General features: G+C 57.5%; 16 protein-coding genes. 12 read left to right on the plus strand and 4 right to left on the minus strand.

The window, feature by feature from the left end; translation table 11 throughout:
• The first annotated feature begins 78 nt into the window (after positions 1-78).
• The gene (locus AC0L6S_RS18520) at positions 79-2,718 is read left to right on the plus strand and encodes a penicillin acylase family protein (RefSeq protein WP_473425595.1); all 2,640 of its coding nucleotides are present in this window, start codon (positions 79-81) and stop codon (positions 2,716-2,718) included.
• Between the two features lie 69 nt (positions 2,719-2,787).
• Here AC0L6S_RS18520 and AC0L6S_RS18525 read toward each other — a convergent pair whose 3' ends face one another.
• Positions 2,788-4,377 (minus strand): DUF3336 domain-containing protein, encoded by a 1,590-nt coding sequence (locus AC0L6S_RS18525; RefSeq protein WP_473425596.1) that lies wholly within the window; start codon positions 4,375-4,377, stop codon positions 2,788-2,790.
• A gap of 370 nt (positions 4,378-4,747) precedes the next feature.
• On the opposite strand from AC0L6S_RS18525, the gene AC0L6S_RS18530 reads away from it, so the two are divergent.
• The 4 genes from AC0L6S_RS18530 (at position 4,748) to dinB (ending at position 9,901) form a co-directional block, all read left to right on the plus strand.
• Positions 4,748-5,287, plus strand: coding sequence for a hypothetical protein (locus AC0L6S_RS18530; protein ID WP_473425597.1), 540 nt, complete (start codon positions 4,748-4,750; stop codon positions 5,285-5,287).
• A gap of 188 nt (positions 5,288-5,475) precedes the next feature.
• The gene (locus AC0L6S_RS18535) at positions 5,476-7,806 is read left to right on the plus strand and encodes a Tex family protein (protein WP_473425598.1); all 2,331 of its coding nucleotides are present in this window, start codon (positions 5,476-5,478) and stop codon (positions 7,804-7,806) included.
• Between the two features lie 93 nt (positions 7,807-7,899).
• Complete coding sequence (locus AC0L6S_RS18540; protein ID WP_473425599.1) at positions 7,900-8,688, plus strand: transglutaminase-like domain-containing protein; 789 nt, start codon at positions 7,900-7,902, stop codon at positions 8,686-8,688.
• A gap of 97 nt (positions 8,689-8,785) precedes the next feature.
• Positions 8,786-9,901, plus strand: a complete 1,116-nt coding sequence (dinB, locus tag AC0L6S_RS18545; RefSeq protein ID WP_473425600.1) for a DNA polymerase IV — start codon at positions 8,786-8,788, stop codon at positions 9,899-9,901.
• 15 nt (positions 9,902-9,916) lie between these two features.
• Here dinB and AC0L6S_RS18550 read toward each other — a convergent pair whose 3' ends face one another.
• The 3 genes from AC0L6S_RS18550 to AC0L6S_RS18560 form a co-directional block, all read right to left on the minus strand.
• Complete coding sequence (locus tag AC0L6S_RS18550; RefSeq protein ID WP_473425601.1) at positions 9,917-10,909, minus strand: cytochrome d ubiquinol oxidase subunit II; 993 nt, start codon at positions 10,907-10,909, stop codon at positions 9,917-9,919.
• Entirely contained in the window at positions 10,902-12,263 is a 1,362-nt protein-coding gene (locus tag AC0L6S_RS18555; RefSeq protein WP_473425602.1) for a cytochrome ubiquinol oxidase subunit I, read from the minus strand. Before AC0L6S_RS18555 ends, AC0L6S_RS18550 begins: the two co-directional genes overlap by 8 nt.
• Positions 12,264-12,398: 135 nt before the next feature.
• On the minus strand, positions 12,399-13,673 hold the full coding sequence (locus tag AC0L6S_RS18560) for an amidohydrolase family protein (RefSeq protein WP_473425603.1): 1,275 nt from the start codon (positions 13,671-13,673) through the stop codon (positions 12,399-12,401).
• A gap of 267 nt (positions 13,674-13,940) precedes the next feature.
• Between AC0L6S_RS18560 and AC0L6S_RS18565 the strand changes: the two genes are divergently transcribed.
• From AC0L6S_RS18565 to AC0L6S_RS18595, 7 genes are all read left to right on the plus strand, one after another.
• Entirely contained in the window at positions 13,941-15,002 is a 1,062-nt protein-coding gene (locus AC0L6S_RS18565; protein ID WP_473425604.1) for an NAD-dependent epimerase/dehydratase family protein, read from the plus strand.
• A gap of 102 nt (positions 15,003-15,104) precedes the next feature.
• A complete protein-coding gene (locus AC0L6S_RS18570) occupies positions 15,105-17,912 on the plus strand; it encodes a hypothetical protein (RefSeq protein ID WP_473425605.1) in 2,808 nt (935 codons plus the stop codon).
• Positions 17,913-17,991: 79 nt separating this feature from the next.
• A complete protein-coding gene (locus tag AC0L6S_RS18575; protein ID WP_473425606.1) occupies positions 17,992-19,722 on the plus strand; it encodes a PQQ-dependent sugar dehydrogenase in 1,731 nt (576 codons plus the stop codon).
• A 63-nt stretch (positions 19,723-19,785) separates the two neighbouring features.
• On the plus strand, positions 19,786-21,114 hold the full coding sequence (locus tag AC0L6S_RS18580) for a serine hydrolase domain-containing protein (protein WP_473425607.1): 1,329 nt from the start codon (positions 19,786-19,788) through the stop codon (positions 21,112-21,114).
• Between the two features lie 14 nt (positions 21,115-21,128).
• Positions 21,129-21,533 carry a YchJ family protein gene (locus tag AC0L6S_RS18585; RefSeq protein WP_473425608.1) on the plus strand — a complete coding sequence of 135 codons (405 nt, stop codon included), beginning with the start codon at positions 21,129-21,131 and terminating at the stop codon, positions 21,531-21,533.
• A 14-nt stretch (positions 21,534-21,547) separates the two neighbouring features.
• Complete coding sequence (locus AC0L6S_RS18590; protein ID WP_473425609.1) at positions 21,548-22,612, plus strand: CE1 family esterase; 1,065 nt, start codon at positions 21,548-21,550, stop codon at positions 22,610-22,612.
• Positions 22,613-22,783: 171 nt separating this feature from the next.
• Positions 22,784-23,848 (plus strand): hypothetical protein, encoded by a 1,065-nt coding sequence (locus tag AC0L6S_RS18595; RefSeq protein ID WP_473425610.1) that lies wholly within the window; start codon positions 22,784-22,786, stop codon positions 23,846-23,848.
• Positions 23,849-23,852: the final 4 nt, after the last annotated feature.

Consider the following 23,852-nt stretch of genomic DNA (forward strand, 5'->3'; position numbering starts at 1 on the left):
TTCGATGCGGTTTCGCGCTAGAGTGGCGCCCGAAAGTAACATAATAATTTTCCCATCACTCTCGCAGAGGAGTTTGTCATGTCCGCATTTACCGCACTGCACCGCATACTGGACGCCAGGAAGTTACTGGTGCCGGGGCTTGTTGTCGCCCTTTCCATGACGGGTTGTTCCAATGGTTCGAACAACTCCAATAACGCTGATGGCACGCAGCAACCACCGGTGAACCCGCCGGTAGATCCGCCGGTAGATCCACCGGCAGCTGAGGATCGCGCGTTCTATGTCCTGCCGCCTGGCAACTTCGGCGGATTCCCAAACACCTCCGTGAACTCATTCGATCAACTGCCGTTGTATGACGGATTGACGCCCCTGCGGGGCAACGTCACCGATGCCGATATCGAAGCGCTTTTCCTACCCGAGGATTTCCAGCCGGTAGGGGAGACGACCGTGGAAGCGACCGGGCGACCCGGAACAACCATTCTCTACGACGAATTCGGTGTCGCGCATATCACTGGAGATACCCGTGATGACCTGTCTTTTGGCGCGGGTTGGGTAACCGCCAGAGATAGAGGTCTGTTAGTGTCACTGGGGCGGGGGCCGGCGCGTGTCGCTGTGGCCGATGTTCCCGGTATCAATGCCTTTGGGCTTGTCACCAGCGCGCAGGAGTTTATCCCCAGCGCGGCAACCGAGCAGTTGGTGACTGATCAGGTGGCCCTGCTGGTTGAAGAATACGGCGAGCTGGGTGAACAGATTGTCGCCGATGCTGAGGCCTACGTGGCCGGTTATAACGCCTATCTAGTTGTACAGGGCGATAACCCTGAACCGTTCACTGTGAACGATGTGATCGCCACCGCCGCGTTTATCGGCTCAATCTTTGGAGCCGGTGGTGGCGCGGAAGCGCAGAACGCGGAGTTTTTGGCAACGTTGAAGGCCGGACTGGGTGATGGGCCGGGGCAGATGGCGTGGGAGGATGCCATGCTGTTTAACGATCCTGAAGCGCCGACCACGATCAGTACCCGCTTCGAATACGGCCCGATGACAGGCGGACCGGTCACCGGTTCAGCCGTGATCGATTCGGGTTCGATCATTTCACTGGACCCCCGTGCTCCGATGGTACCTCTGGCCTTTGATACCAGCGTGCCGCTGGCGGAAGATCCAAACCCGTTGCAGCTTGTGGAGTATTTTGCGACCACGGCGGCACAGGCGTTTGGGGCGGGTGACTCTGTGTTGATTCCGGCGGCAGAAGCGCCGTTTAAACGCCGCGCATCGAACTTCCTGATTGTGGATTCGCAGCAGTCCGCCAATGACACCAATCTGGCGGTGATGGGCCCGCAGTTGGGCTATTACTACCCAGAGATCGTGATGCAGATTCACCTCAGCGGCCCGGGTGTCGAGGCGCAGGGCGCCGCAGTTCCGGGGCTGTCGATGTATCTCCTGCTGGGGAGAACCCAGGACTATGCCTGGAGCCTCACCTCGGCCAGCCAGGATGTGCGCGATGTCTTCGTCGAGGAACTGTGCACCACAGATGATTCCGAACCCACGCGCGATTCCGATCACTACATGTATAACGGCGAGTGTATTCCCTTTGAGATATTCAATGCGGGAACGCTCAACGGCACGCCGCTGATTTATCCGGTGTCTGTTCACGGGCCGATGATTGGCACTGCAACCTCCAATGGCGTGCCGGTGGCGCTGACACGTAAGCGTTCGACTTTCGGCCGCGACGGGTTGAACCTCGCAGCGCTTAAACTGATGACGGAGGGTGAGGCGACTACGCCGGAGAAGTTCTGGGAATCTGCGAACAACTTCGGCTTTACGTTTAACTGGGGCTATATGTCGCGTGACAATATCGCCTACTTTGCCTCCGGTTTGCTGCCGGTCCGCGCGCAGGGCCTCGACCGCCGCCTGCCCACCTGGGGTACGGGTGAGTACGAGTGGGATGGTTTCCTGACGCAGGCTGAACACCCCCATGCCGCCGAGGGCCCCTCGGGACGACTGCTGAACTGGAACAACCAGTCGGCACCGGGCTTCATGCATGGCGATGACGAGCCCTACGGTTCCGTGCATCGGGTAGAACTGTTTGATCAGTTCCCGGATAAAGTCGAGCTTGCAGGTGTCGTTGGCATTATGAATCGCTCAGCCACTGAAGACACGCTCTCGCCCGTTTGGCCCGTGTTAAGCGAAGTGCTGCGTGGCTCTGATCCCAGCACGCCGCTGGCGGGGCAGGTCGTCGATATTCTCGATGCCTGGGTTGCCGAGGATGCCCCGCGTCTGGATGCAGACAACGACGGTAACTTTGATGAGGCTGGCCCCGCTATCATGGATGCACTGTTCAGGCCATTGGCGGAAACGGTGATGGAGCCGGTTTTCGGTGCCTCCCTCGGTGCGCTGAACAGTCGGGTTAACCTCGGTGGCAGCAATGGCGCCAGCCTTGTCGACAAGGATCTGCGTACCCTGCTGGGCAAGCCCGTAGAGGGCGCGTTCAACCTCAGTTATTGCGGTGGTGGCGATCTGGATCTCTGCCGGGAATCGCTGTGGGCCGTGGTCGATGCTGTTGCGCTGGAACTAGCGGATGAGTACGGCAGTGATGATCCGACCACCTGGTTGCGCGAGGGCTCACTGACGCGCTTCGCCCCCGGTTTGATCCAGAATACTTTCCGTACGACTAACCGGCCGACGTTCCAGCAGGTGCTGGAGTTCCTGCCGTCCTCAGGTGGTTGATCCAGTCCGGATTGCTATCAGCGTCTGTCGGCCGACAGGCGCAAAGGGTTAGCTAATTGCGGTCGCCGTTCAGGCGACCGCTTTCGCCTTCCTGTTGATAATCCCCGATACTCTTTTGTTGCGCTTGGTTTTTGCCGGGCTTTTACTCACTCTGGCGCGATCTATCTCGGCTTCCAGAGCCGCATCGGTTTGTGGTGCCGTGCGCAGCCAGTGCGCCTGATCGACTTCAAACGCGTGCAGGATGGTATCCAGCGTGCGGCCAATTCGCGTGGTTGTATCGATTATGGGGATTTTTGGCCACGTCGCGCGCTCCCCCGCCCTGATCAATTCTGCCATTTCGTCTTCAGACAACATTTTGAGCAACTTGCTGAGGCCGGAAAGGCCGTAGCCTGGAAAGATATTGATATCGCCGGTGTACTGCTGCTCCATCAATGCGTTGACAGCGTTCAGGGCTGTGCCAATTTTCGGGCCAACCCTGCCATAGCGTTGGAAAAAATCCAGATACCCTCTTAGCATTTGCTTGGAGGCTGCTACGGAGGCATCTGAGACTATAGCGCGCAATCCTGGCGTGGCGTTGGGCTCGCGGCCCAACCCCGGCATCACCTGAGAAACAATGAAGTGATTGACCCCGTACAATCGAGCGAGGCGTTTGGCGGGCAGATCCTGTGAGAAAGAGCCATCAATCCAGCGGCGCGACGGTAGGTAGGGCTTGATCTCTCCCTCGGCATTGCGCGCCTCCAGTTGTACCGGTTGGAAAACGCCGGGCAAGGCGGTGGAGGCCAGTACCGCTGAGCGCAGTGTGACATTGGGCGAGGCAATGTGATTGAGCAGGCGGGAGTTTTGCCGCGGCTCCGCCGGGGAAATCGATATATTAATACTGCGCCCGGTTTTCTCGTAGGCCTCCCTGAACGTGAGGTTGGGTATCAACTTGGCCATTTCGCGTTTGATCGAGCGCATGTCGATCTGTTTGCTCATGCCAAAGCCGAGTTTGATATTGTCGCTGTTCTCGGTGAGTGCCCGCGCCAGGTAATTGTCCTCAAACAGGGCCAGATACTCCTTGTCGCTGCGGGCGCCAACAATAGCGGCGACAAAAGCGCCGGCACTCGCGCCGGAGATCACTACCGGGCACAATTGCTGCTCAATCAACGCCTTCAGAACGCCGAAGTGGAAATATCCCAGTGTGCCGCCACCGCTGAGCATCAGGGCTGTGCGGCCATAGCAGTGGCTGGCGGTCTGGAAGAACTCGGCGCGCTCGGACCAGGGTATCCCTTTGAAGCGGCGCGGTGACAGGAACGTCAGCACATCGCAGATTTCGTCGATGTACTGTGTGATGAGAATTTTTGTTCCGGAGCGGGCCTTGTTGTACAGCTTCGGATTGCCCATGCCGGCCATATTGCCGTGTATGCCCTCGCTGAGCGCGAATAGCAGGCCGAGATGGTCGTTGCGCTTGCGCAGTCGGCGCAACCGCTGCAGGCGAGTATTGATGCTGACGTTGTCGTACAGGGGAGAGTCTGCTTTCTCGCGCCAGCTGTCGCGGCCGGTGTGGTGGTCGTGGGCCTCAGCGAGCGCCTGCCACTGGGAAAAACTGGCTGCCCTATCCATGGCGGCTTCCAGTTCTCGCACCGCGCGGCTGTTTCGGGAGTATCTCTTGTTGGCCATCGGTCTCTTCAGTCCATAGTGATCGCTCAGGCTGGCTTCGGCCGGCGAAGATTCTGCCCCCTCTAGCGGGTTTTCGGGCTGGTATGGCGAATCATCATAGCCCGAGGACAAAGCGGGCGCTAGCGGGCAGGTGGGGCGCCAAAATATCGCGTTTCCGACCCATTTGGGGGCAATAGTGTCCTCGCTCTCCCGCTATGCGCGTTATCCGCTATTGGAGATTGTGAATTATTAATGAAGCCTCCAAAAACAGTGCGTTTTAGGGTATAGTGCGCGCACTTTTTCACCAGCTGCGGACCGCAGGCGGTGAAAATACATCCTACAACCGTATCGATTCCACTCTTTGAATTGAAATTTCGCAGGTAAAGACTGAATGCTTACAGCACAAAAACTGGAAAAAATTATTGAATTGGAAGAGAACCTTCGCGCGCAGTACCAGGATCAACTGGATGAAAAAGCTGCCGAAATTGAACAACACCTTAAAAAGCACGAAGAACAGCAGGCCGTGATTGAAAAACAACTGGCGCAATTGACTGCGCAGTCGGCCGAAGCCTCTGCCAACAAGCGCGTAGAGCAGCTCAATCGCGAGCTGCACAATCGCTGCGACAATATGGCTGCCGAGGTTGATACCCAAAAGAAGCGTATCAAGGAACTGCAGAAAAACCTTGCCGAAGCGCGCGCAGAGGTTAAGGCGCTTAAGCAGTACGACGCTGCTACGCTGAAGAAAAACCTCGATGCGAACAAAAAGAAACTCGCCGAGAAAACTTCAGCCAATGCGTTGATGCAAAAGACGCTGAACAAAACCAAAGCTGAAAACGCCGAGTTGCAGGCCAAGGTGAAAGAGCTGGAAGCCAAACTCGCAGAGCTTGAGCCTGCCGAGGTCGAGGAAGAAGCAGAAGCTGCTGCAGCATAAGCCGCTGCTTCCGCTGGATCGGGTATGCAAGATGCCCACGGGGTGCCGCCGCTCGACCAGGTTCCCGATGCAAATCACACATTCTGAGAGTGCTCAGTAAAAACACCAGGGGTGCCTTCGCGTCACCCCCTGATACAATAAAACCCCCCGGATTTCCCGGTTTATAGTCAGTAGGAAACTCACCCGTCATGACCCAATCCATTTCCCGGCTGTTGGCGGAAGAACTGTCCGTTCACGAAAAACAGGTTGTCGCTGCGGTCGCGCTGCTCGATGAGGGCGCTACAGTGCCTTTCATCTCACGCTATCGCAAAGAGGTTACAGGTGGCCTCGACGACTCACAGATGCGGCAACTGGAGGAGCGCCTGCGCTATCTGCGCGAGATGGAAGACCGTCGCGCCACCATTCTTGCCAGCATCTCTGAACAGGAAAAGCTGACGCCAGAGCTGGAGGCGGCGATACGCTCAGCGGATACCAAGAGTCGCCTTGAAGACCTGTACCTGCCATTCAAGCCAAAACGACGAACCAAGGCCATGATCGCGCGCGAGGCGGGTCTGGAGCCGCTCGCTCAGGCATTGTTTGATAACCCCGAACTCGACCCACAGGTGGTTGCCGCCGATTACCTTAACGAAGAGGCGGGAATCTCCGACATGAAGGCGGCGCTGGACGGGGCCCGGCAGATACTGATGGAGCGCTTTGCCGAAGACGCTGATCTGCTGGCGACGCTGCGCACGTTCTTGCAGGAACAGAGTCTGTTGGCAGCGCGGCTGGTCGCCGGGAAGGAAGAGGCTGGCGCGAAGTTTAGTGACTACTTCGAGCACAACGAAGCGTATAAAACCACGCCGTCGCACCGCGCGCTGGCGATGTTCCGCGGTCGCAGCGAGGGTGTGCTGACGCTCGATTTGCGTATGTCAGCTGATGAGTCACCACTGGATGCACACCCCTGCGAGGCGATGATTGCCTCTCACTGGAAAATTGAGGACAGGGGGCGAGGCGCAGACAAATGGCTGGCAGAAGTGGTGCGTTGGACCTGGCGCGTCAAACTGCTCACCCATTTACAGTCCGATCTGCTGACCCAGCTGCGTGAACGCGCTGAACTGGAAGCTATCACCGTGTTTGGCAGCAATCTGAAGGATCTGTTATTGGCAGCCCCGGCCGGCCCTAAAGCCACCATTGGCCTGGACCCCGGTCTGCGCACCGGTGTGAAGGTGGCGGTTGTGGATGCAACCGGCAAGGTGGTGGACCACGGAACAATTTTCCCCACACCGCCGCAGAACAAGACCCGTGAGGCGGCCGCCCTGTTGTTGTCGATGATAGAAAAGTACGACATCAGATTGATCAGTATCGGCAACGGTACAGGCAGTCGAGAGACCGATCGTTTTGTGGGGGAGTTGCTGGCTGCACATCCCCAACTCGATGTCCGCAGGGTGGTGGTGAATGAGGCGGGGGCCTCCATCTATTCTGCATCGGAGTTCGCCGCGCGCGAGTTCCCCGACCTCGATGTCACCATCCGCGGCGCGGTTTCCATTGCCCGGCGCCTGCAGGACCCGCTGGCCGAGCTGGTAAAAATTGACCCTAAATCTATCGGTGTCGGGCAGTACCAGCACGATGTGAGCCAAGTCCAATTGGGGCGTCAGCTCAATGCAGTTGTGGAGGATTGTGTAAACGCCGTCGGCGTTGATCTGAACACCGCTTCGGCCCCACTGCTCACCCGGGTGTCGGGGTTGAGCCAGCGTATCGCCGACAATATCGTTGCGCTGCGCGACCAACAGGGCCGGTTTGTCGACCGTAAAACCCTGCTGCAGGTTAGCGGGATGGGCGAAAAAACGTATCAACAGGCGGCGGGTTTTTTACGCGTAATGGACGGCGATAATCCACTGGATCGCTCTGCCGTACACCCGGAATCCTATTGTGTGGTGGAGGCTATCGCCGCATCGAGCCGGCGAGAGGTGCACAGTCTCATCGGTGACAGCACTTTCCTGCGTGCGGTTAAGCCCCAGGACTATGTGACCGAAACTGTGGGGCTGCCAACGGTGACAGACATCCTGAAGGAGCTGGACAAGCCGGGACGCGATCCGCGACCGGAGTTCAAAACCGCCAGGCTACAGGAAGGCATTGAAAAAATAACCGACTTGCAGTTGGATATGATTTTGGAGGGAACTGTCACCAATGTCACCAGCTTTGGCGCCTTTGTGGATGTGGGGGTGCACCAGGACGGTTTGGTACACATTTCCGCAATGTCGGAAAAGTTTATCAAGGATCCACGCGAGGCGGCGAAGGCCGGCGACATCGTCAAGGTCAAGGTGATGGAGGTCGATGTGCCGCGCCAGCGTATTGCCTTGAGCATGCGACTTACTGACAGCGCTGGGGAAGACAAGCCCTGGACCAACGACCGACAGCGTCGCGGCAAGTCGGACAATCGCCGGGGTGGGGGTGGTGGCGGATCCGCCGCGAGGCAACAGGAAAAAGCACCCGAGGGCGCTTTTGCAGCTGCTTTTGCCAAGGCCAAACAAAAGCCCTAGGGCATGCCCGCAAGTAAAACACCTATGCGATAGCATTTCCTGGCATGTATTGGTGCATACTGTCTTCAAACGGCACTGACCAGGAGGTTGTTGATGTGGCTGAATACAAGTTGTGATCTGGCATTCGACATCGAAGTGGCTACGCCGTTTGTTATGATGCTCAGGCCGCGCAGTGGTGCCCAACAGTGGATCGCCAGCGAGCAGTACCGGCTGACGCCGAACGTCCCGGTGATCGAATTTACCGACAGTTACGGTAATCTGTGCCAGCGTCTGGTCGCGTTTCCAGGCACTTTTCAGGTGCATACCTCTGCTGAAGTGATGATATCGGACACGCTCGATCAGGCCCCTGATGCCCCCTTCGTTGAGGTGCAAAATCTGCCCGATGCGATATTCTGCTACTTGCTGCCGAGCCGATTCTGCGAGTCCGACCGGTTTGGACAGATGGCAAATGAGATCACAGCCGGTCTGCTACCCGGTTACAATCAGGTGGCAGCGATCGAGACATGGTTGCGGGATTCCATTCAATTTGCGCCGTTCAGCAGTGAAACACATGTCTCAGCGATTGAGGTCAATGAACGCGGGTGGGGCGTCTGTCGGGACCTTTCGCATCTCGGCATAGCGCTGTGTCGCAGCCTCAGCATTCCGGCGCGTATGGTGGTCGGCTACCTCCACGGGCTGCAACCGATGGACCTGCATGCCTGGTTTGAAGCCTTTGTCGGTGGCCGCTGGTATACCTTTGATGCCACGCAATGTGGTGTCCCCGGTGGTTACGTCGCAATCGGTTACGGTCGGGATGCGGCTGATGTTGCCATCTACAATCAGTTTGGCCCAGCGTTGTTCCCGAGTGAGCAACGGGTGAGTGTTACGCTGCTGGAGCAGTGAGACTGCGCCTCTGCCATGCTGAAAGACGTACTGATGCCGGCTCGCTCAACGCACCTCGACTTTGACCCCGAATCCATGTGGCATGGTTATCCATGTAATGTCTGAAACCGGCGACAACCCCGTGCGCAAAATCATCCACGTCGATATGGATGCCTTCTTTGCCAGTGTGGAGCAGCGCGACAATCCCGTGCTGCGCGGTCAACCGGTTGCGGTTGGTGGTTCCGCAAAGCGTGGTGTCGTGGCTGCGGCAAGCTATGAGGCTCGGGCCTACGGGGTGCGCTCGGCAATGCCCTCGGTAACGGCTGTGCGACGCTGTCCCGCACTGGTGTTTGTGCCGCCGCGCTTTGAGGTGTATCGCGCCGTGTCGCAACAGATCCGGCAGATATTCGCCCGCTACAGTGAGCTGGTTGAACCACTGTCGCTCGATGAAGCTTATCTGGATGTGACGGAGGATAAACAACAGGTCGGAAGCGCCGTGGGCACCGCTCAGTTGATCCGCTCGGCTATTCGTCGGGAGACGAACCTCACGGCCAGTGCCGGGGTGAGTTACAACAAATTCCTGGCGAAGATCGCCTCAGACCAGAACAAGCCGGACGGTATTTTTGTGATCCGCCCTGACGAGGGTGCCGACTTCGTTGCCTCGCTCCCTGTGCGCCGCTTCTACGGCGTCGGGCCAAAGACAGCGCAGCGAATGGGCGGGCTGGGAATAGAGCTGGGCGCCGACCTGCGCGAGAAGTCGATGGACTTCCTGGTCGAGCATTTCGGTAAATCAGCCAATTACCTCTATCACGCTGCGCGCGGTGTGGACCACCGGCAGGTGAAGCCGGATCGTATTCGCAAATCGGTGGGTCGCGAGCAAACCTATAGCGAGGATCTGTCAGTCGACGCCGAGCTCTATGCTGCGCTGGATCGAATCATCGATAGTACTTGGGCGCGCATCGAGAAAAATGGCGTAGTGGGACGCACCGTCACATTGAAAGTGAAGTACGCGGATTTTCGACAGATTACACGCAGCCAATCCTGTGAGGACTATGTCACGGACAAGGCCCGCTTCGGTGAGCTGGGGCGGCAGATGCTCGCGCAGTTGCTTCCGGTTGCAGACAGTGTCCGCCTCCTCGGGCTGACGCTATCGGGGCTGGCCGAGGCGCAATCGCTGCGGGCGCTGGAAGAAACAACGCAGATGATTCGGGAACAACAGGTGTTCGATTTCTGATACGTTCATCGCGAACTATTCATAGCTCAAATCGGTCGCCTTGCCGCGAAATACCCAGAATACATAGGTGGAGTACAGCAGTATCACCGGCAGGGTCACAGCCACACCGTAGAAAATAAACTGCAGGGAATTGGTCGCCGCTGCGGCCGCAAATAAATCCATTTTCCCGAGAATGATGTAGGGATAGATGCTGTAAGCCAGCCCCAGCGCAGCCATCAGGCAGATGAGGACGAGCAGCGCGTAGACTATCCAGCTATTACTGTTGCGTAAAAATTGCGGGCGTTGCAGTAGTCGGTAGAGCGCAAAATAGGCGACGAGACAGCTCACCGGTATCGGTAAAAGTCCAATCGCATTGGGCAGTGCAAACCAGCGCAGGGCGATATCACTGCTGACAATGGGGGTGGCAATGCTGACCAGCAGCAGGGCTATGCCCATCGCGGGCAATGCCAGGCGCGCCCAGTGCACGGCTTTATCAAACAGCGCCCCCTCGGTTTTAATCAGCAACCACCCGGCGCCCAGCATGACATACAGCGCGGGCAGCGTGAGTGCGATCAGTGCAGCGAACAATACACTGGTGAGATTTGATTCCAGCCCGGTGATGTAGGCGCCCAGCATCCAGCCCTGCGATACGGAGGCTATCAGCGAGCCGAAAAAAAACGCGCGATCCCAGCGGTGTTTGTGCGCATCACCCGCTTTCACCCGAAAATCGAAGGCGACGCCCCTGAGGATCAGGCCAAATAGCATCAGTGTCACCGGAATGTACAGCGCGGACAGCACAATGCCCTGAGCCTGCGGGAAAGCGATAAGCAGTATGCCAATGCCCAGTACGATCCAGGTTTCATTGGCGTCCCAGAACGGGCCTATTGACGCGATCATGATGTCCTTTTCAGTGTCGGTGGCCTGCGGCAGTAGCAGCCCCACACCCAGATCGAAACCATCGAGTATGACGTACAACAGCAGCGCGAGGCCCATGGCCGCGACGAAGAAAATGGGTAGGAATTCATCCATCTGTCCGGTTCCCCTGTAACACTATTGGCTGTGAAGTGGGTAGTAGAGAGAGCGACTGCGCGGGTTTTGATGCCAGATAACGCAGCGCCTGGATATAGGAGACAAGCAGGAATATATACAGGCCGATGTACCCGAACAGCGTGCCAGTGAGCGTGGCGCTGGCGTGATCGGCCACCACATCGGCTGTGCGCAGCAGGCCGTACACGATCCATGGTTGCCGGCCAATTTCGGTGACATACCAGCCCGCCAGCGTGGCCACCCAGCCGGAAAATGTCATCGCAGACAGCACCAGTAGCAGTGGCCTGCCAATCGTTTTTCCGCGCAGGAACTGCAACGCAGCCCACCAGGACACCAGCAGCATCAGCATGCCCATGCCCAGCATTACCCGGAACGACCAGAACATCATGGCTACCGGCGGGTGCTCACCCTCGAAGTCATTGAGTCCCTGCACCTCGCCATCGGCGCTGTGCGTGAGGATGAGGCTGGCGGCATAGGGAATCTTGATAGCGTAATGGGTCGTGCGCGCCTCTTCATCCGGCAGCCCGATAAGCGTGAAGGAGGCGCCGCGTTCGGTCTCCCAGATCGCCTCCATCGCGGCGATTTTGGCGGGTTGGTGCTGCAGTGTATTGAGCCCGTGCAGATCGCCTATCGCTATCTGTATGGGTATCAGGATTGCGGCCATGAACACCCCTGTCTTCATCACCATCAGTGTGGCCGGGCCGTCGACACCCAGCCTGGAGCGCCAGGCGCTCACGCCGGCTATCAGGAAGGCGCTGGTGAGAAAGCAGGCCGTCATCATATGCAGGAAACGGTAGGGGAACGACGGATTGAAAATAATCTGCAGCCAGTCCTGCGCATAGAAGACGCCGTCTTCTATCACCGCGCCGGCGGGCGTCTGCATCCAGGAGTTCAGCGCCAGTATCCAGAAACCCGAGATGGACGTGCCTATCGCAACGATCGCAGTGGCAATCAAGTGCACCCGGTTGGAGACGCGGCTTTTGCCGAACAGCATGATGCCGAGGAAGGATGCCTCAAGGAAAAAGGCCGTGAGTACCTCGTAGCCCAGCAGCGGGCCGGCGATATTGCCGGCTTTCTCCATAAAGCCGGGCCAGTTGGTGCCGAACTGAAAGCTCATGGTGATGCCCGACACCACGCCCAGCGCAAACGTCAGTGCGAATATCTTCACCCAGAAATAGTAGGCGTATTCCCAGGCCTGATTGTTCGACAGGGTGAAACGCGTGCGAAAGTACAACAGTATCCAGGCGAGGCCGATGGTTATGCTGGGGAACAGAATGTGGAAGCTGATGTTGGCCGCAAACTGGATGCGCGCGAGAACGAAGGGGTCAAACTCCATTGTCTTCCCTCTGCTGGAGACACAGGCCGATATATCGGGCTACCGGTGGGGATTGGGCTGGAAAAGGCGGTGAATACGCAGACCCGCCACCGGGCAAATGCCATTGTAACCGATTTTAGTGCGCGACTGGTGGCGCTATGCGTTGCCTCGGGCGAGGTTCAGCAGCTTCAGCGCATTGCCGCGCAGCAGTGCCGCGCGTTTGCCGGGTTGATCCTCCGTGATAATCAGCAGTTTCGCGAGGCTGGCCGCGAGGTGATAGAACGGCCAGTCGGTGCCGAACAACATGCGTTCGCCTCCAGTGCGCTGCAGCATGGTGTCCAGCGTGGTGACGCCCTGGCCGTGCGTATCCAGCCACACATTGTCGTAGCGCAGCGCCAGTGGCAGTGCCTCGGCGACGTCGCGTGCGCCGGAGTGCCCCAGCACGAATTGCACACCCGGATAGGTATTCAACGCCGCCTCATAGTGGCGGGGCAAGGCGTAGCGGTGGGTTGATTCAGGCTCTATGCCGGCGCGCCCGCAGTGGAAGAAAACAATAAGCCCCAGCCGTTCACATTCGGCGTACAACTCCATCATTACGGCCGAATCCGGATAGGCGCGTTGCATCGTGGGGTGAAATTTGACGATGCGTGCGCCGGACGCCGCGTAGTCGCGCAACCGAGTGAATCGCGCCGGGTCCTGTGGGTGTACGGAACACCCCAGTATCAGGCGATTGCCGGCGCCGGCGATGTCGATGGCGTCAATCCAGCGCTCTGTAAGATCATCGCCAAAGGGCAGGTCAAACGCAATCGGCAGGATACTGGCGCGCTCTACATTGCAGGTATCCATCTCGTGTAACAGGTTGGGAATGGTCTGCGTCACTGCCCTTTTGCTGCCCCACAGGCCCTGCGCCGCAGAGCCCCACCACAATTCGTCCAGTGCCTCCTCGGTGAAGTTCCGGTTGATGTAGACATCCAGATCCAGCTCGCAGCCAGGATCAGTAGCATCGCAGTCGAGCAGGTGGATAACGCGGTCTGTGCGCTTGTGCAAATCCACTTCGGGGGCCAGCAACAACGACATCCCCAGATGGCAGTGCATGTCGATGGCCCTGGGTAGATCGAGATCTACGATGCGCAGTTCCCCGCCAGAATCGAGTTCGAACCAGGGCAACTCGGCGAGGCCGCGATAGCCCTTAAAGCGCAGCGGGCCGAAGGGACCCTGTCCGGATTGCGCGCCCTCCTGAACCCGCTGTTGCGCCAGGCGTTCAATATCTGCTGTGGTATAGCGCTCTCCGGGCTCCTCATTGCTGCACGAGGGCAGGCAGGCGCCGGCGGCGGACAGCGCGGCGAACTGCAGGAATCGGCGGCGGTCAAAGTGGTTACGCATCGTCAGGGATCTCTGGGTAAAATGCGCCTCAATGATGACGCGCTGCATGTATTTTATCGGCAGTATAGAACAAAAAGCCGGTGGTTCTATCTGACTCCTACAGCGTATTCGTCAATGCCGGCATGTGCTGGCGTATGAGCGTCGTTTTCCGTGGATGCAGACTGCCGGGACAAGACTGGTGTCACCCGGGAGCATCTTCGATTAGCATACACAGCAGCTGACTCCCGCAGCAGATCACTGGAAGGATAATAACGACTCCGGCTGTCATTTGTCCGGGTGGGGAGCGGGACTCTTTTTTTACTGGGGCACTATTTTATGCATGCACCATCACATGGCGCGCCGACGGCCTATCTGGGTCACTGCCTGGTTACGGGTGCAGCAGGATTTGTCGGAAGCCACCTGGTAAAAGCGTTATTGCAACGCGGACTGCGAGTGCGTGCACTGGTGCGTCAAACGCCCTTGGACATGCAGCATCCCAGGCTGGAATGTATCAGCGGCGATATCCAGAACGCGGGGCAGGTGCACCAGGCCTGTGAGGGCATCGACACGGTGTTTCATACTGCGGCGATGATTGCCACGCTCGGCGGGAGTGCTGTCACTTCGGCGTATCGCGAGCGGGCTCACGGCGTCAATGTCACTGGAACGGAAAACATGATCCGGGCCGCTCAGGCGCAGGGCGTTCGGCGACTGGTTCACACCAGTTCTATCGATACTTGCTTCAATGGCGAAGATGATTTGCATATGGATGAACACACGGCATACGGTACGCAATTGGGCTGTGTCTACCAGGAAACCAAAATTACCGCTGAGCAGGCGGTACTCTCCGCCAACACACCGGGCGGGTTGTTAACCTGCGCGTTGCGCCCGGACGGCATCTGGGGTGTCGGTGGGAGTATGATGCTGGATATTCTGGTAGAAAAGCTGAGGGCGGGTTTGCTGCGTATGCGTGTCGGCGGTATGGGCGGTATTCACGACCATGTGCATATCGACAATCTGGTCAGCGCACATGTGTTGGCGGCGGGAGCGCTGGTCCCCGGTAGCCCGGTTTGTGGCAAGGCCTATTTTATCTCCGACGGAGTGCCGGCACGGCTTTTTCAGTTTGCCCGGCCAATCATCGAGGGTCTGGGCTACGATATGCCCCGATACAGTATCCCGGTAGCGCCGCTGATGTTGCTGATGCGCGCCTGGCAATGGCTGCATTTCAAGGCCGGTATATGCCCACCAATGTTCACGCCACACGAGTTGAGCAAGCTTTCTGTCTCTACTGTGGTATCCAGCGCAGCCGCTGCTCGGGATTTCGGTTACAGGCCGGTGAAAACAGTCGCGGAGGGTATGCGAGAGGCGGTAGCGTATTATCGCGAATTGGAAGTGAGTTAACACTCCTGCGAGGAAGCGCTGACCTCTACTGCCTTAAAAGTGCATAATCTGAACTATTTGACCCAATTCCGGATAAAAACCGACAGTGATGGCGATTGTATTATGAAATTTAGTTTACTTATAGCTGCTACCTTGCTGGGTACACTCTCAGCCTGTAGCGGCGGCGGCAATGGCGACTCTGGTGTAAATGATGATGCCATTGCAACGCCCACTCCCACCCCGCCGAATGCGCCCACCGCAACGATAGAACCGGATAATTATGTGCTGTTTGAAAGCGGCCAGGTAAGGCCGCTGGCATTCTCCAGCGATGGCACACAGATTTTCGTCGCCAATACACCGGCCGGCCAACTGGACATCGTCGGCCTAGAGGGCGATCAACTGCAACTCACCAACAGCGTCAGCGTGGGGCTGGAGCCGGTTGCGGTCGCTGCCAGGGATGACAGTGAGGTGTGGGTGGTCAACCACCTGTCGGATTCCGTGAGTATTGTCGATATCGGCGCCCGGCCACATGTGCGCCAGACGCTGCTGGTTGGCGATGAACCCAGGGACATTGTGTTTGCCGGTGAAGAGCACAACCTGGCGTTTATTACTGCCGCTTATCGAGGTCAGAACCACCCGGAGTTTGATCCTGAAGACCTGACCCAGCCCGGGCTGGGCAGGGCAGATGTGTGGATTTACGATAGCAACAACATCGACAATTCCGATGTGAACGGCGGCCCACTGGAGATATTGAACCTGTTTACGGACTCGCTGCGGGCGCTCACCGCGCTGCCAGATGGTTCGCGGGTTTACGCGGCGTCGTTTATGTCCGGCAACCGGACTACCACACTGGATGCGTCTGTCGTCACCGGTAACAAGCCCGAACCGCATACCAATATGGACGGTATCCGGGCACCCAATACCGGGCTGATTGTCAGGCAGACTGACGGCCGGTGGCTGGATGAAGAGGGTGTGGACTGGAGTGCGCAGGTTAACTTCGACCTACCTGACTACGACCTGTTCGAAATTGACGCCAGTACTGCAGTGCCGGAACTGCGACGCCGGGTAGCGGGTGTGGGCACCGGGCTGTTCAATATGGCGGTGAATCCCGCTCGTGCCGAACTGTATGTCAGCAACCTTGAATCGCGCAATGAAGTGCGCTTTGAGGGCCCGGGCACGAATGCCACCACTGTTCGCGGCCATATCGCCGATACACGTATCAGTGTGGTGACCAACAGCGGCGTAAGTCATGTCGATATGAACCCGCATGTCGACTTCAGTCGCCCCGAGGGCGCCGCAGTACCCGCAGCCGAGGCGCAAAAAAGCCTGAGCCAGATCACGGCTATGGCACTGAGCGCTGACGGTAGTATCCTGTATGCTGCCGCATTTGGCTCTAACAAAATAGCGTTTATCGATACGGCCGAGCTGAATCAGGCCAGTTTCACACCGGATGCGGCAGATCACCTGCTGCTGCCCGGCGGTGGTCCCAGTGGGCTGGCCCTCTCGCCTGATGGCAAGTGGCTTGTGGTTTATACCCGTTTTGATAATTCACTCGTGGTGATAGACACGCTAGAGCGGCGCATTGTCAGCACGTTGGCACTGTACAATCCGGAGCCGGAGGAGATCGTCAACGGGCGGAAGTTTCTCTACGATGCTTCGCTCACCTCTGCCAATGGCGTCAACGCTTGTTCCAGTTGTCACTGGTTTGCCGACAACGATGCGCTGGCCTGGGATCTCGGTAACCCCGATGCCAGTATGCAGCGCAATACCAATCCGTTTGTCGACAACAGCCCGATAATGACCTCGCAGTTTCATCCGATGAAGGGGCCGATGACCACGCAAACACTGCGCGGTATCGCCGATAGCGGTCCGCAACACTGGCGCGGTGACCGCACTGGAGAGAACCCCGCCAGTGTCAACGGATCGACAGAGAGTGTCGCTGCCGCTGCATTCAAGGAGTTTAACCCGGCGTTTGTCGGCCTGGTGGGCAGGGAGGAGGAGCTGTCTGAAGAGCAGATGCAGGAGTTCACCGATTTTGCGCTGGCGCTGACACCGCCGCCCAATCCGATCCGAAGTCTCGACAATAGCCTGACACCTGAGCAACAGGCAGGGCGAGACATCTACTTCGATGTGAATAATATAACCGGTATCGGCAGTTGTAATCACTGCCACGAACTGGACCCTGCGGCGAAAAAATTCGGCAGTGGCGGGAAAATGTCATTTGAGGGCGGGCGCATCGCCGAGGACTTCAAGGTGCCGCATCTGCGCAACGCCTACGCCAAAGTGGGCATGTTTGGCGGGTCGAGTCCCAACCGGGATACACCCACAAATCCGTCGAACCCAATAGACCCGCCGATTGATGAACCCTGTGAGATAGTCTGTATCGCCTCCCTGGAGTGCGAACTCCAGCCCGTGCCACTCAGCGTGACGCCGGGCCCCTGTGGTCCGTGTGAGGAGTTGCTGCAGTGCCTTGATGCGGAAGCAGACGAACGCTTTATGGGGGATCAGGTGCGCGGGTTCGGGTTCCTGCACGATGGCGCTATCGATACGCTGGATACCTTCTTCAAGGACCCTGTCTTTAATTTCCCCCTGCCGGTCGAGGAGAATCGCGCCAATGTCATTCGCTTTACAATGGTCATGGACAGTAACCTACTGCCTATCGTCGGCCAGCAGGTAACGCTGCGTGGCGACAGCCCATGGACGTTTGAGCGGTTGACGTTGCTGGAGGAAAGCGCACTGGCGAATTCACCGCGTCCGCAGTGCCAACTGTTGGGTGCCGGTATTGTGGACGGTGAACGCCGGGTCCTGCGCCTGACCGGTGCCAACAGCTATGAGGATGCCGAGGGTATTGCCTACACGGGTACAGAACTGCGCGAATCCGCCAGAACGGCCGGTCAGGAATTGACGTTTACCTGTTATCCACCGGGTTGAGTCGCAGAGCCCGACCCGCGCTGCTACACTGGGTTGAGCTTTTACAATTATAAACAGCCTGTCAGCAGTGAGGTGAGCTATGCCGAGTCAGCGTTGGATTGAAGCGCGCGTTCTTCAGGTCACCCGTTTTTCAGCGCATATTGTGCTGTCCCTGTCGTTTCTAGTCGGTGCCAGTCACGCGCAGGCCAGTGCAGGAGGGCGCAGCGGCTTCTCCGGTGATCCATCGACCAATGGCGGTGCCACCTGCAGCGTCTGTCACGCCCCCGATGGCGCTACCCCTCCCGACATCGGTATTGCAGGTCCTGATACGATCAACGCCGGCCAGACCCTGTTTTACTATGTGGTGATGCTTGGGGGGGCGGCGCAGACCGGTGGCGTCGATATCTCTGTAGAGGATGGCGTCGGCGAACTGACACCCTTGTCCGGTGATCTGCAATTGATGAATGGCGACCTGACCCATACCGGGCCCAAGGGCTTCAGTGCGGGTGCAGTGATATTCCGCTTCCTCTACACCGCGCCAAATTACGACACCGAAGTCACTCTGCATGTGGCGGGCAACGCTACTGACGGTAATCTGGATTTACTCGGGGATGCGATAGCAACGACCTTCTGGGATATCACCGTTGAGAATGGCTTCGAGGAGCCTCCGCCTCCGGCGAACCCACCCCCGAGCAATTTGACCGCGACAGAATTCGCCAGCGGGCTTACCAATCCGATAGCGATTGAAAATGCCGGCGATGCGCGGCTGTTCGTGGCAGAGCGTGCCGGCACCATCCGGGTTCTCGAAAGTGACGGCACCCTTGTCCCAACTCCTTTTCTCGACATCTCAGCGCAGGTTGATGATGTGGGCAGCGAGATGGGCCTGCTGGGCCTGGCGTTTCACCCCGATTATGCCAACAACGGTTACTTCTATGTCTACTACACGCGCGATCCCGGGGAGGGACTCGACCGGTCCAGAGTGTCCCGTTTTACCGTCAGCAGCAGTGACCCTGATGTCGCCGACCCGAACAGCGAACTGGTCCTGATGGAATTTGAGCAGCCTTACGCCAACCACAACGGTGGTGACCTGCACTTTGGTCCATCGGGTTATCTCCATATTGCCGTGGGCGATGGCGGCAGCGGTGGCGACCCGCACAACAACGGTCAAACCTCCACAACACTGCTGGGCAAAATGCTGCGAATAGATGTCGACACCCCGCCTGCTGCGGGTACTGGGCCGGACTGCGATATTTCGCAGCACACGAATTACAGCATTCCCGTAGGGAATGCGTTTAATGACGGTGCAGGCGGCATTGGCTGCGACGAAATATTTGTGCTCGGTGTGCGCAATCCATGGCGGTTTGCGTTTGACAGCCTCACCGGCGGTATGTGGATAGCGGACGTTGGGCAGCGCGATTTTGAGGAGATAAACTACCTGCCGCCGGGTGATAGCGGAGGAATCAATCTCGGCTGGCGCTGCTATGAGGGAGCGGAATCTTACAAACCCAGCGGTTGTGACAAGGTTTACCTGCCGCCGGTGTACGCTTATTCGCATGCGACGTCCGGCTGTTCAGTCACCGGCGGGCGAGTGTATCGCGGCGCGCGATCCCCGCATTTGCAGGGGCAGTATTTCTTTACGGATTTCTGCCAGAGCAGCATTCAGTCACTGAGCGGCCCGCCCGATGACCCCGTACTGGGTGTTGCTTTGCCTCTGGGGGAGTTAGCGGCCATTTCAACCTTCGGTGAGGATATCGATGGCGAGATGTACGTAGCGGAACTGCGCACCGGTACTATTTATCGGCTGACGTCGATATACCCACCGGGGTGCTGACAGGACGCTTTGTAGGATGCGCTCCTCAGGTATACTGATCGGCCATTTTACAGGAGCAAGCGCATGAGCCGCAGTGAACAGCAGCACTGTCGAATCGAGGGGACAGTTGCCCCGGGGTTTGAATCCGTCAGGGAACTTTACGAACACAAAATGCGTACACTGGCCGAAAAGTGCACGCAGCTTTGTGTGTACTATGCCGGCGAAAAAGTTGTCGACCTGTGGGGCACGGTTACAGATGAACCTGATTTTTCAGGTGACTCGCTGATCAATGTTTTCAGCAGCGGTAAGAGTCTGGAGGCCATCGCGATTGCGTCATTGGTTGGCCGGGGGTTGATAGACTACAGCGCCAGAATCTCGGACTACTGGCCCGAGTTCAGTGGCAATGGCAAGGGCGAACTCACTGTTGCCGAACTCATGCGCCACGAAGCGGGGCTGCCGGCGTTCAATCGGTCGTTGGACCCCGCTGACCTGCTTACCGAAAACATCAAGCAGAACCGGGTGGGCGAACTCATCGAGTCGCATATACAGACATTCCGCAAGGGCGCCGCTAATCGACGGGAATACCACGCCGTCACACGGGGCTGGATAGTGAATGAGCTGTTCCGTCGGGTCGATCCTGCCGGTCGCACCATCGGCGAGTATCTACGTGAAGATATCAGTGGGCCGCTGGAGGCCGATGCCATTATTGGCGTTAAACGCGAGGAGCTTCCCCGCGTTAAAAAGGTGGCACCGCTCGGGTTCTGGTTCCAGGTGAGGGAAAGCCTCAAGCCAAAATTCCTGAAACGTAAAATGGAGCTCAATATTTTTCAGCTTATCGCCAAAATCATTCGACTGATTCCCGGAGTGAGAAATGCCACCGTGCGCAAGGCCCCGCCGCCCTACAAGGGCATGAAAAAAATCGCGTTTTTCAGTGATCCTGCCGTCGCTATGGGGGAAACACCTTCAGCAAACACCAACTCCAATGCCAGAGGTCTGGCCAAAATAGCTGCTGTGATGGCAGCGGGTGGCAAGTGGCAGGGAAAGGAGTACCTGAGCGATGATGCCTGGAAGGCCATGCATGCTCATCCTCTGGAGAGTGATATGGGGTTTGTCAGTACCAGCTTTACGCAGGGTGGTGTGGCACTGTTTTCCACCACCGGGAGCAAGCGTGGAAAGTCCGAGAAAGCACTTAACGATGGCCGCGAAGGTTTCTACGGCTGGATGGGTTTGGGGGGGTCGCTGTTCCAGTGGCATCCCGAACAACAGGTCGGTTTTGGCTATGTGCCCACCTCGCTCAATGTAATGGATCTGGTGAATGAGAGGGGAAAATCCTATCAGGTGGAAGTCATGCGCTGTGTGGCGAAATTGCGGGCTGGTTCTGCGACGCCCCGCGATGGCGAGCGCGCAGCCTGAGCGGGCTTCATACAGTGGTCAACAGGCATATTGTAACAGGCGAAACACCCTGTCCCTGCGGCAGTGAAATCGAATATGCCCGCTGCTGTGGCCGTTTTTTGGAAGGCGGCGATAGACCGCAGAGCGCGGAGCAATTGATGCGCTCGCGCTACAGTGGTTTCGTACTGTGTAATGAACCCTACCTGCTGCGCACCTGGCATCCACAGACGCGGCCCAAACAAGTGCGGCTGGACAGTAACGCGCGGTGGCTGGGCCTGAGCATACGCCATACCGAAGCCGGCGGTGCGGATGAGGTCAGTGGCGCAGTGGAGTTTGTGGCCCGCTATAAAATTGATGGCAGGGGCCACCGCCTTCACGAGATCAGCGAGTTTGAGAAGATTGAAGGCCAGTGGTTTTACCACAGTGGACAACATCTTTAGCGCGGTGCCCCGACATGAGCAACCCCGAACTCAATCGCGCATCTTTCGTGGCCACTGGCAAGTGGTCCCGTCATTGTAACCGTGCCGCGCAACGGGTCATGCACCGCGCCCGTAGTTTGTGTCTGATGTTGTTATGCGGTGTTGTTGGGATAGGGTGCTCGGATACCTCATCACCCGTATCCCGCGATGTGCACACCACGCGATGTATCGGTGACGTCTCGGCACACAACAGGCACGACTTTCGATGTGACGGCGTTTCCTTCAAGGTGATGTTAACGCAGGCGTGCATTGAGCGGCCCTGTGGCCTGATCGTAGACGTACACGGTTGGCTGAGTAATCCGGATATGCAGGAGAGCCGATCCAACCTGGCCCGGCTCGCTGCGCAGCGCGGTGGCTACATCGTCGTCCAGCCCGGTGAACTCAGCACACCCAGTAGCTGGGACCCCGCTATTCACTACGACATTGTGTTTGATTTCATGCAGCAGGCTATCGATGCGTTTGACGTAGACCGGAACCGGGTTCACTTCACCGGCTTCTCTCAAGGCGGGCAGATGACCTGGAAGTTTATCTGTGATCACTCTGACATCATTGCCAGCGCCGTTCCGATATCTTCTCCAGAGCTGTACTGCTTTCTCAACGGTAGCGGGCCATCGAGAAAAGTGCCCATACTCTATATCAGTGGTACTACGGATATACAGGTAGGCTATTACCATACCGACCACCCCTTTTCTGTTGTCGATTCGCTGTTGCGTGTGCTTTACGACTATGGGATGAGCCGTGTTGACAGCGCAAGCTATACGCACACTGAATCGGGTGATTTCTCGGTGGACGAGTTTGGAAAGCTGGATGTCGCTGTCGATGAGATCGGCTTCGATGTTTTGGGTGGCAGTATGGAGGGCAGTTATTTCTGGAGTCGCTATACGGGAGCGGATGGCATCCCGTTTGAACATCTGCGGCACAGCAATGGGCATGTGTATCCGGATAATCCGGACAGCTTGATATTTCCGGAGGATCCTGCCGTATGGTTTTCTGTGGGCGAGGCGATTCTGCAGTTTTTCATCGATAATCCCAAAGCATGATTCACTGTCCAGACGGCGATATCAGACCTGTTTCCAGTAAGTACAGCGGCGCAGAATACCATCACAACAGGTTTTGCTTGCGTCGCGCGAACCCGCAAATATTCTGCTGCTGCACGCAAAGAATGATACGCTGTAACGCAGCTCGATAAATCTACAAGGACATCTCCCTTTATGTCGCTCTACCCCCGGTTTTTAGTGCTGGCACTCTTCTGTTTACTTGCGATGGCGACGCAGGCGAAGACCAACGTCGCCGGTCCGCCACTTGGCGATGCGCCTGTTGTGGTGGAAATCGGGTTTCTGCTGAGCAACATAAACGCCATCTATGAGGAGGACGAAACGTTCGACTTTGAAGGGGTGCTCAGCATGCACTGGAAAGACCCGAGGTTGGCGTTTGATCCGGCGGAAACGGGCTACGATGAGCGCTATTATCAAGGTGATTTCCAGTTTAACGAGGTTTTCAACGGCTGGTGGCCACAGATCATTCTGGCCAATGAAGCGGGGCGTTTTGACCGCGAGGGAGTAATGCTGCGGATAACCCCTGAGGGTGAGGTGTTCTATACCGAAGAGATCGACGCTATCGCCAAGTCCTATCTGAAGCTGGCGCGCTACCCCTTTGACAGACAGGAGCTGGTGGCCATTTTCGAAGTGTTGGGGCTGAACAACAGCCAGCTTCGCATGAAGGCCGATACGACGACCAGCGGTATCTGGATGGACGATCACCACGAAGTTCGTGTACCGCAGTGGCGGCAGCCAGAACTATCAACCTCCATTATAGAGTATACGCCGATATACCTGGACGGTAGTGATATTCATCTGGAGGCCTTCAAGGTTCAGATCGATATCGAGCGCGACTACTGGTATACGCTGCGACTCGTCGCGATGCCCGTGATGGTGTTCGTAATGATGTCGTGGTCGGTGTTCTGGATGGAGAGGTCGTCCCTGGGTGACCGCATGGATATCTCCTTTATCGGTATCCTGACGGTGGTCGCGTATCAAATCATGTCCAGCGAGAGCCTGCCCAAAATCTCCTATATCACCGTGCTGATGTCGTTCATGATTATCAGCTTCCTGATGATGTGTGCCAGTATCATAATCAACCTCAGGGTTGCAGCGCTGGATAACAGCAGTCGTCAGATGCAGGGCGATCGCGTCGATAAGCTCTGCCGCGTGTGGTTCCCGGTAAGCTATGTTGTGCTGAACCTGCTTGTTGGCAGTTATATCTACATGATGCGCTAGCCGC

The organism is Halioglobus sp. D3-4, assembly GCF_055809315.1.

What these genes read in the sequence shown, in the direction of transcription:
- AC0L6S_RS18520 (WP_473425595.1), top strand. Translation starts at nt 79, where the DNA reads ATGTCCGCATTTACCGCACTGCACCGCATACTGGACGCCAGGAAGTTA.
- AC0L6S_RS18525 (WP_473425596.1), bottom strand. Translation starts at nt 4,377, where the DNA reads ATGGCCAACAAGAGATACTCCCGAAACAGCCGCGCGGTGCGAGAACTG.
- AC0L6S_RS18530 (WP_473425597.1), top strand. Translation starts at nt 4,748, where the DNA reads ATGCTTACAGCACAAAAACTGGAAAAAATTATTGAATTGGAAGAGAAC.
- AC0L6S_RS18535 (WP_473425598.1), top strand. Translation starts at nt 5,476, where the DNA reads ATGACCCAATCCATTTCCCGGCTGTTGGCGGAAGAACTGTCCGTTCAC.
- AC0L6S_RS18540 (WP_473425599.1), top strand. Translation starts at nt 7,900, where the DNA reads ATGTGGCTGAATACAAGTTGTGATCTGGCATTCGACATCGAAGTGGCT.
- dinB (WP_473425600.1), top strand. Translation starts at nt 8,786, where the DNA reads ATGTCTGAAACCGGCGACAACCCCGTGCGCAAAATCATCCACGTCGAT.
- AC0L6S_RS18550 (WP_473425601.1), bottom strand. Translation starts at nt 10,909, where the DNA reads ATGGATGAATTCCTACCCATTTTCTTCGTCGCGGCCATGGGCCTCGCG.
- AC0L6S_RS18555 (WP_473425602.1), bottom strand. Translation starts at nt 12,263, where the DNA reads ATGGAGTTTGACCCCTTCGTTCTCGCGCGCATCCAGTTTGCGGCCAAC.
- AC0L6S_RS18560 (WP_473425603.1), bottom strand. Translation starts at nt 13,673, where the DNA reads ATGCAGCGCGTCATCATTGAGGCGCATTTTACCCAGAGATCCCTGACG.
- AC0L6S_RS18565 (WP_473425604.1), top strand. Translation starts at nt 13,941, where the DNA reads ATGCATGCACCATCACATGGCGCGCCGACGGCCTATCTGGGTCACTGC.
- AC0L6S_RS18570 (WP_473425605.1), top strand. Translation starts at nt 15,105, where the DNA reads ATGAAATTTAGTTTACTTATAGCTGCTACCTTGCTGGGTACACTCTCA.
- AC0L6S_RS18575 (WP_473425606.1), top strand. Translation starts at nt 17,992, where the DNA reads ATGCCGAGTCAGCGTTGGATTGAAGCGCGCGTTCTTCAGGTCACCCGT.
- AC0L6S_RS18580 (WP_473425607.1), top strand. Translation starts at nt 19,786, where the DNA reads ATGAGCCGCAGTGAACAGCAGCACTGTCGAATCGAGGGGACAGTTGCC.
- AC0L6S_RS18590 (WP_473425609.1), top strand. Translation starts at nt 21,548, where the DNA reads ATGAGCAACCCCGAACTCAATCGCGCATCTTTCGTGGCCACTGGCAAG.
- AC0L6S_RS18595 (WP_473425610.1), top strand. Translation starts at nt 22,784, where the DNA reads ATGTCGCTCTACCCCCGGTTTTTAGTGCTGGCACTCTTCTGTTTACTT.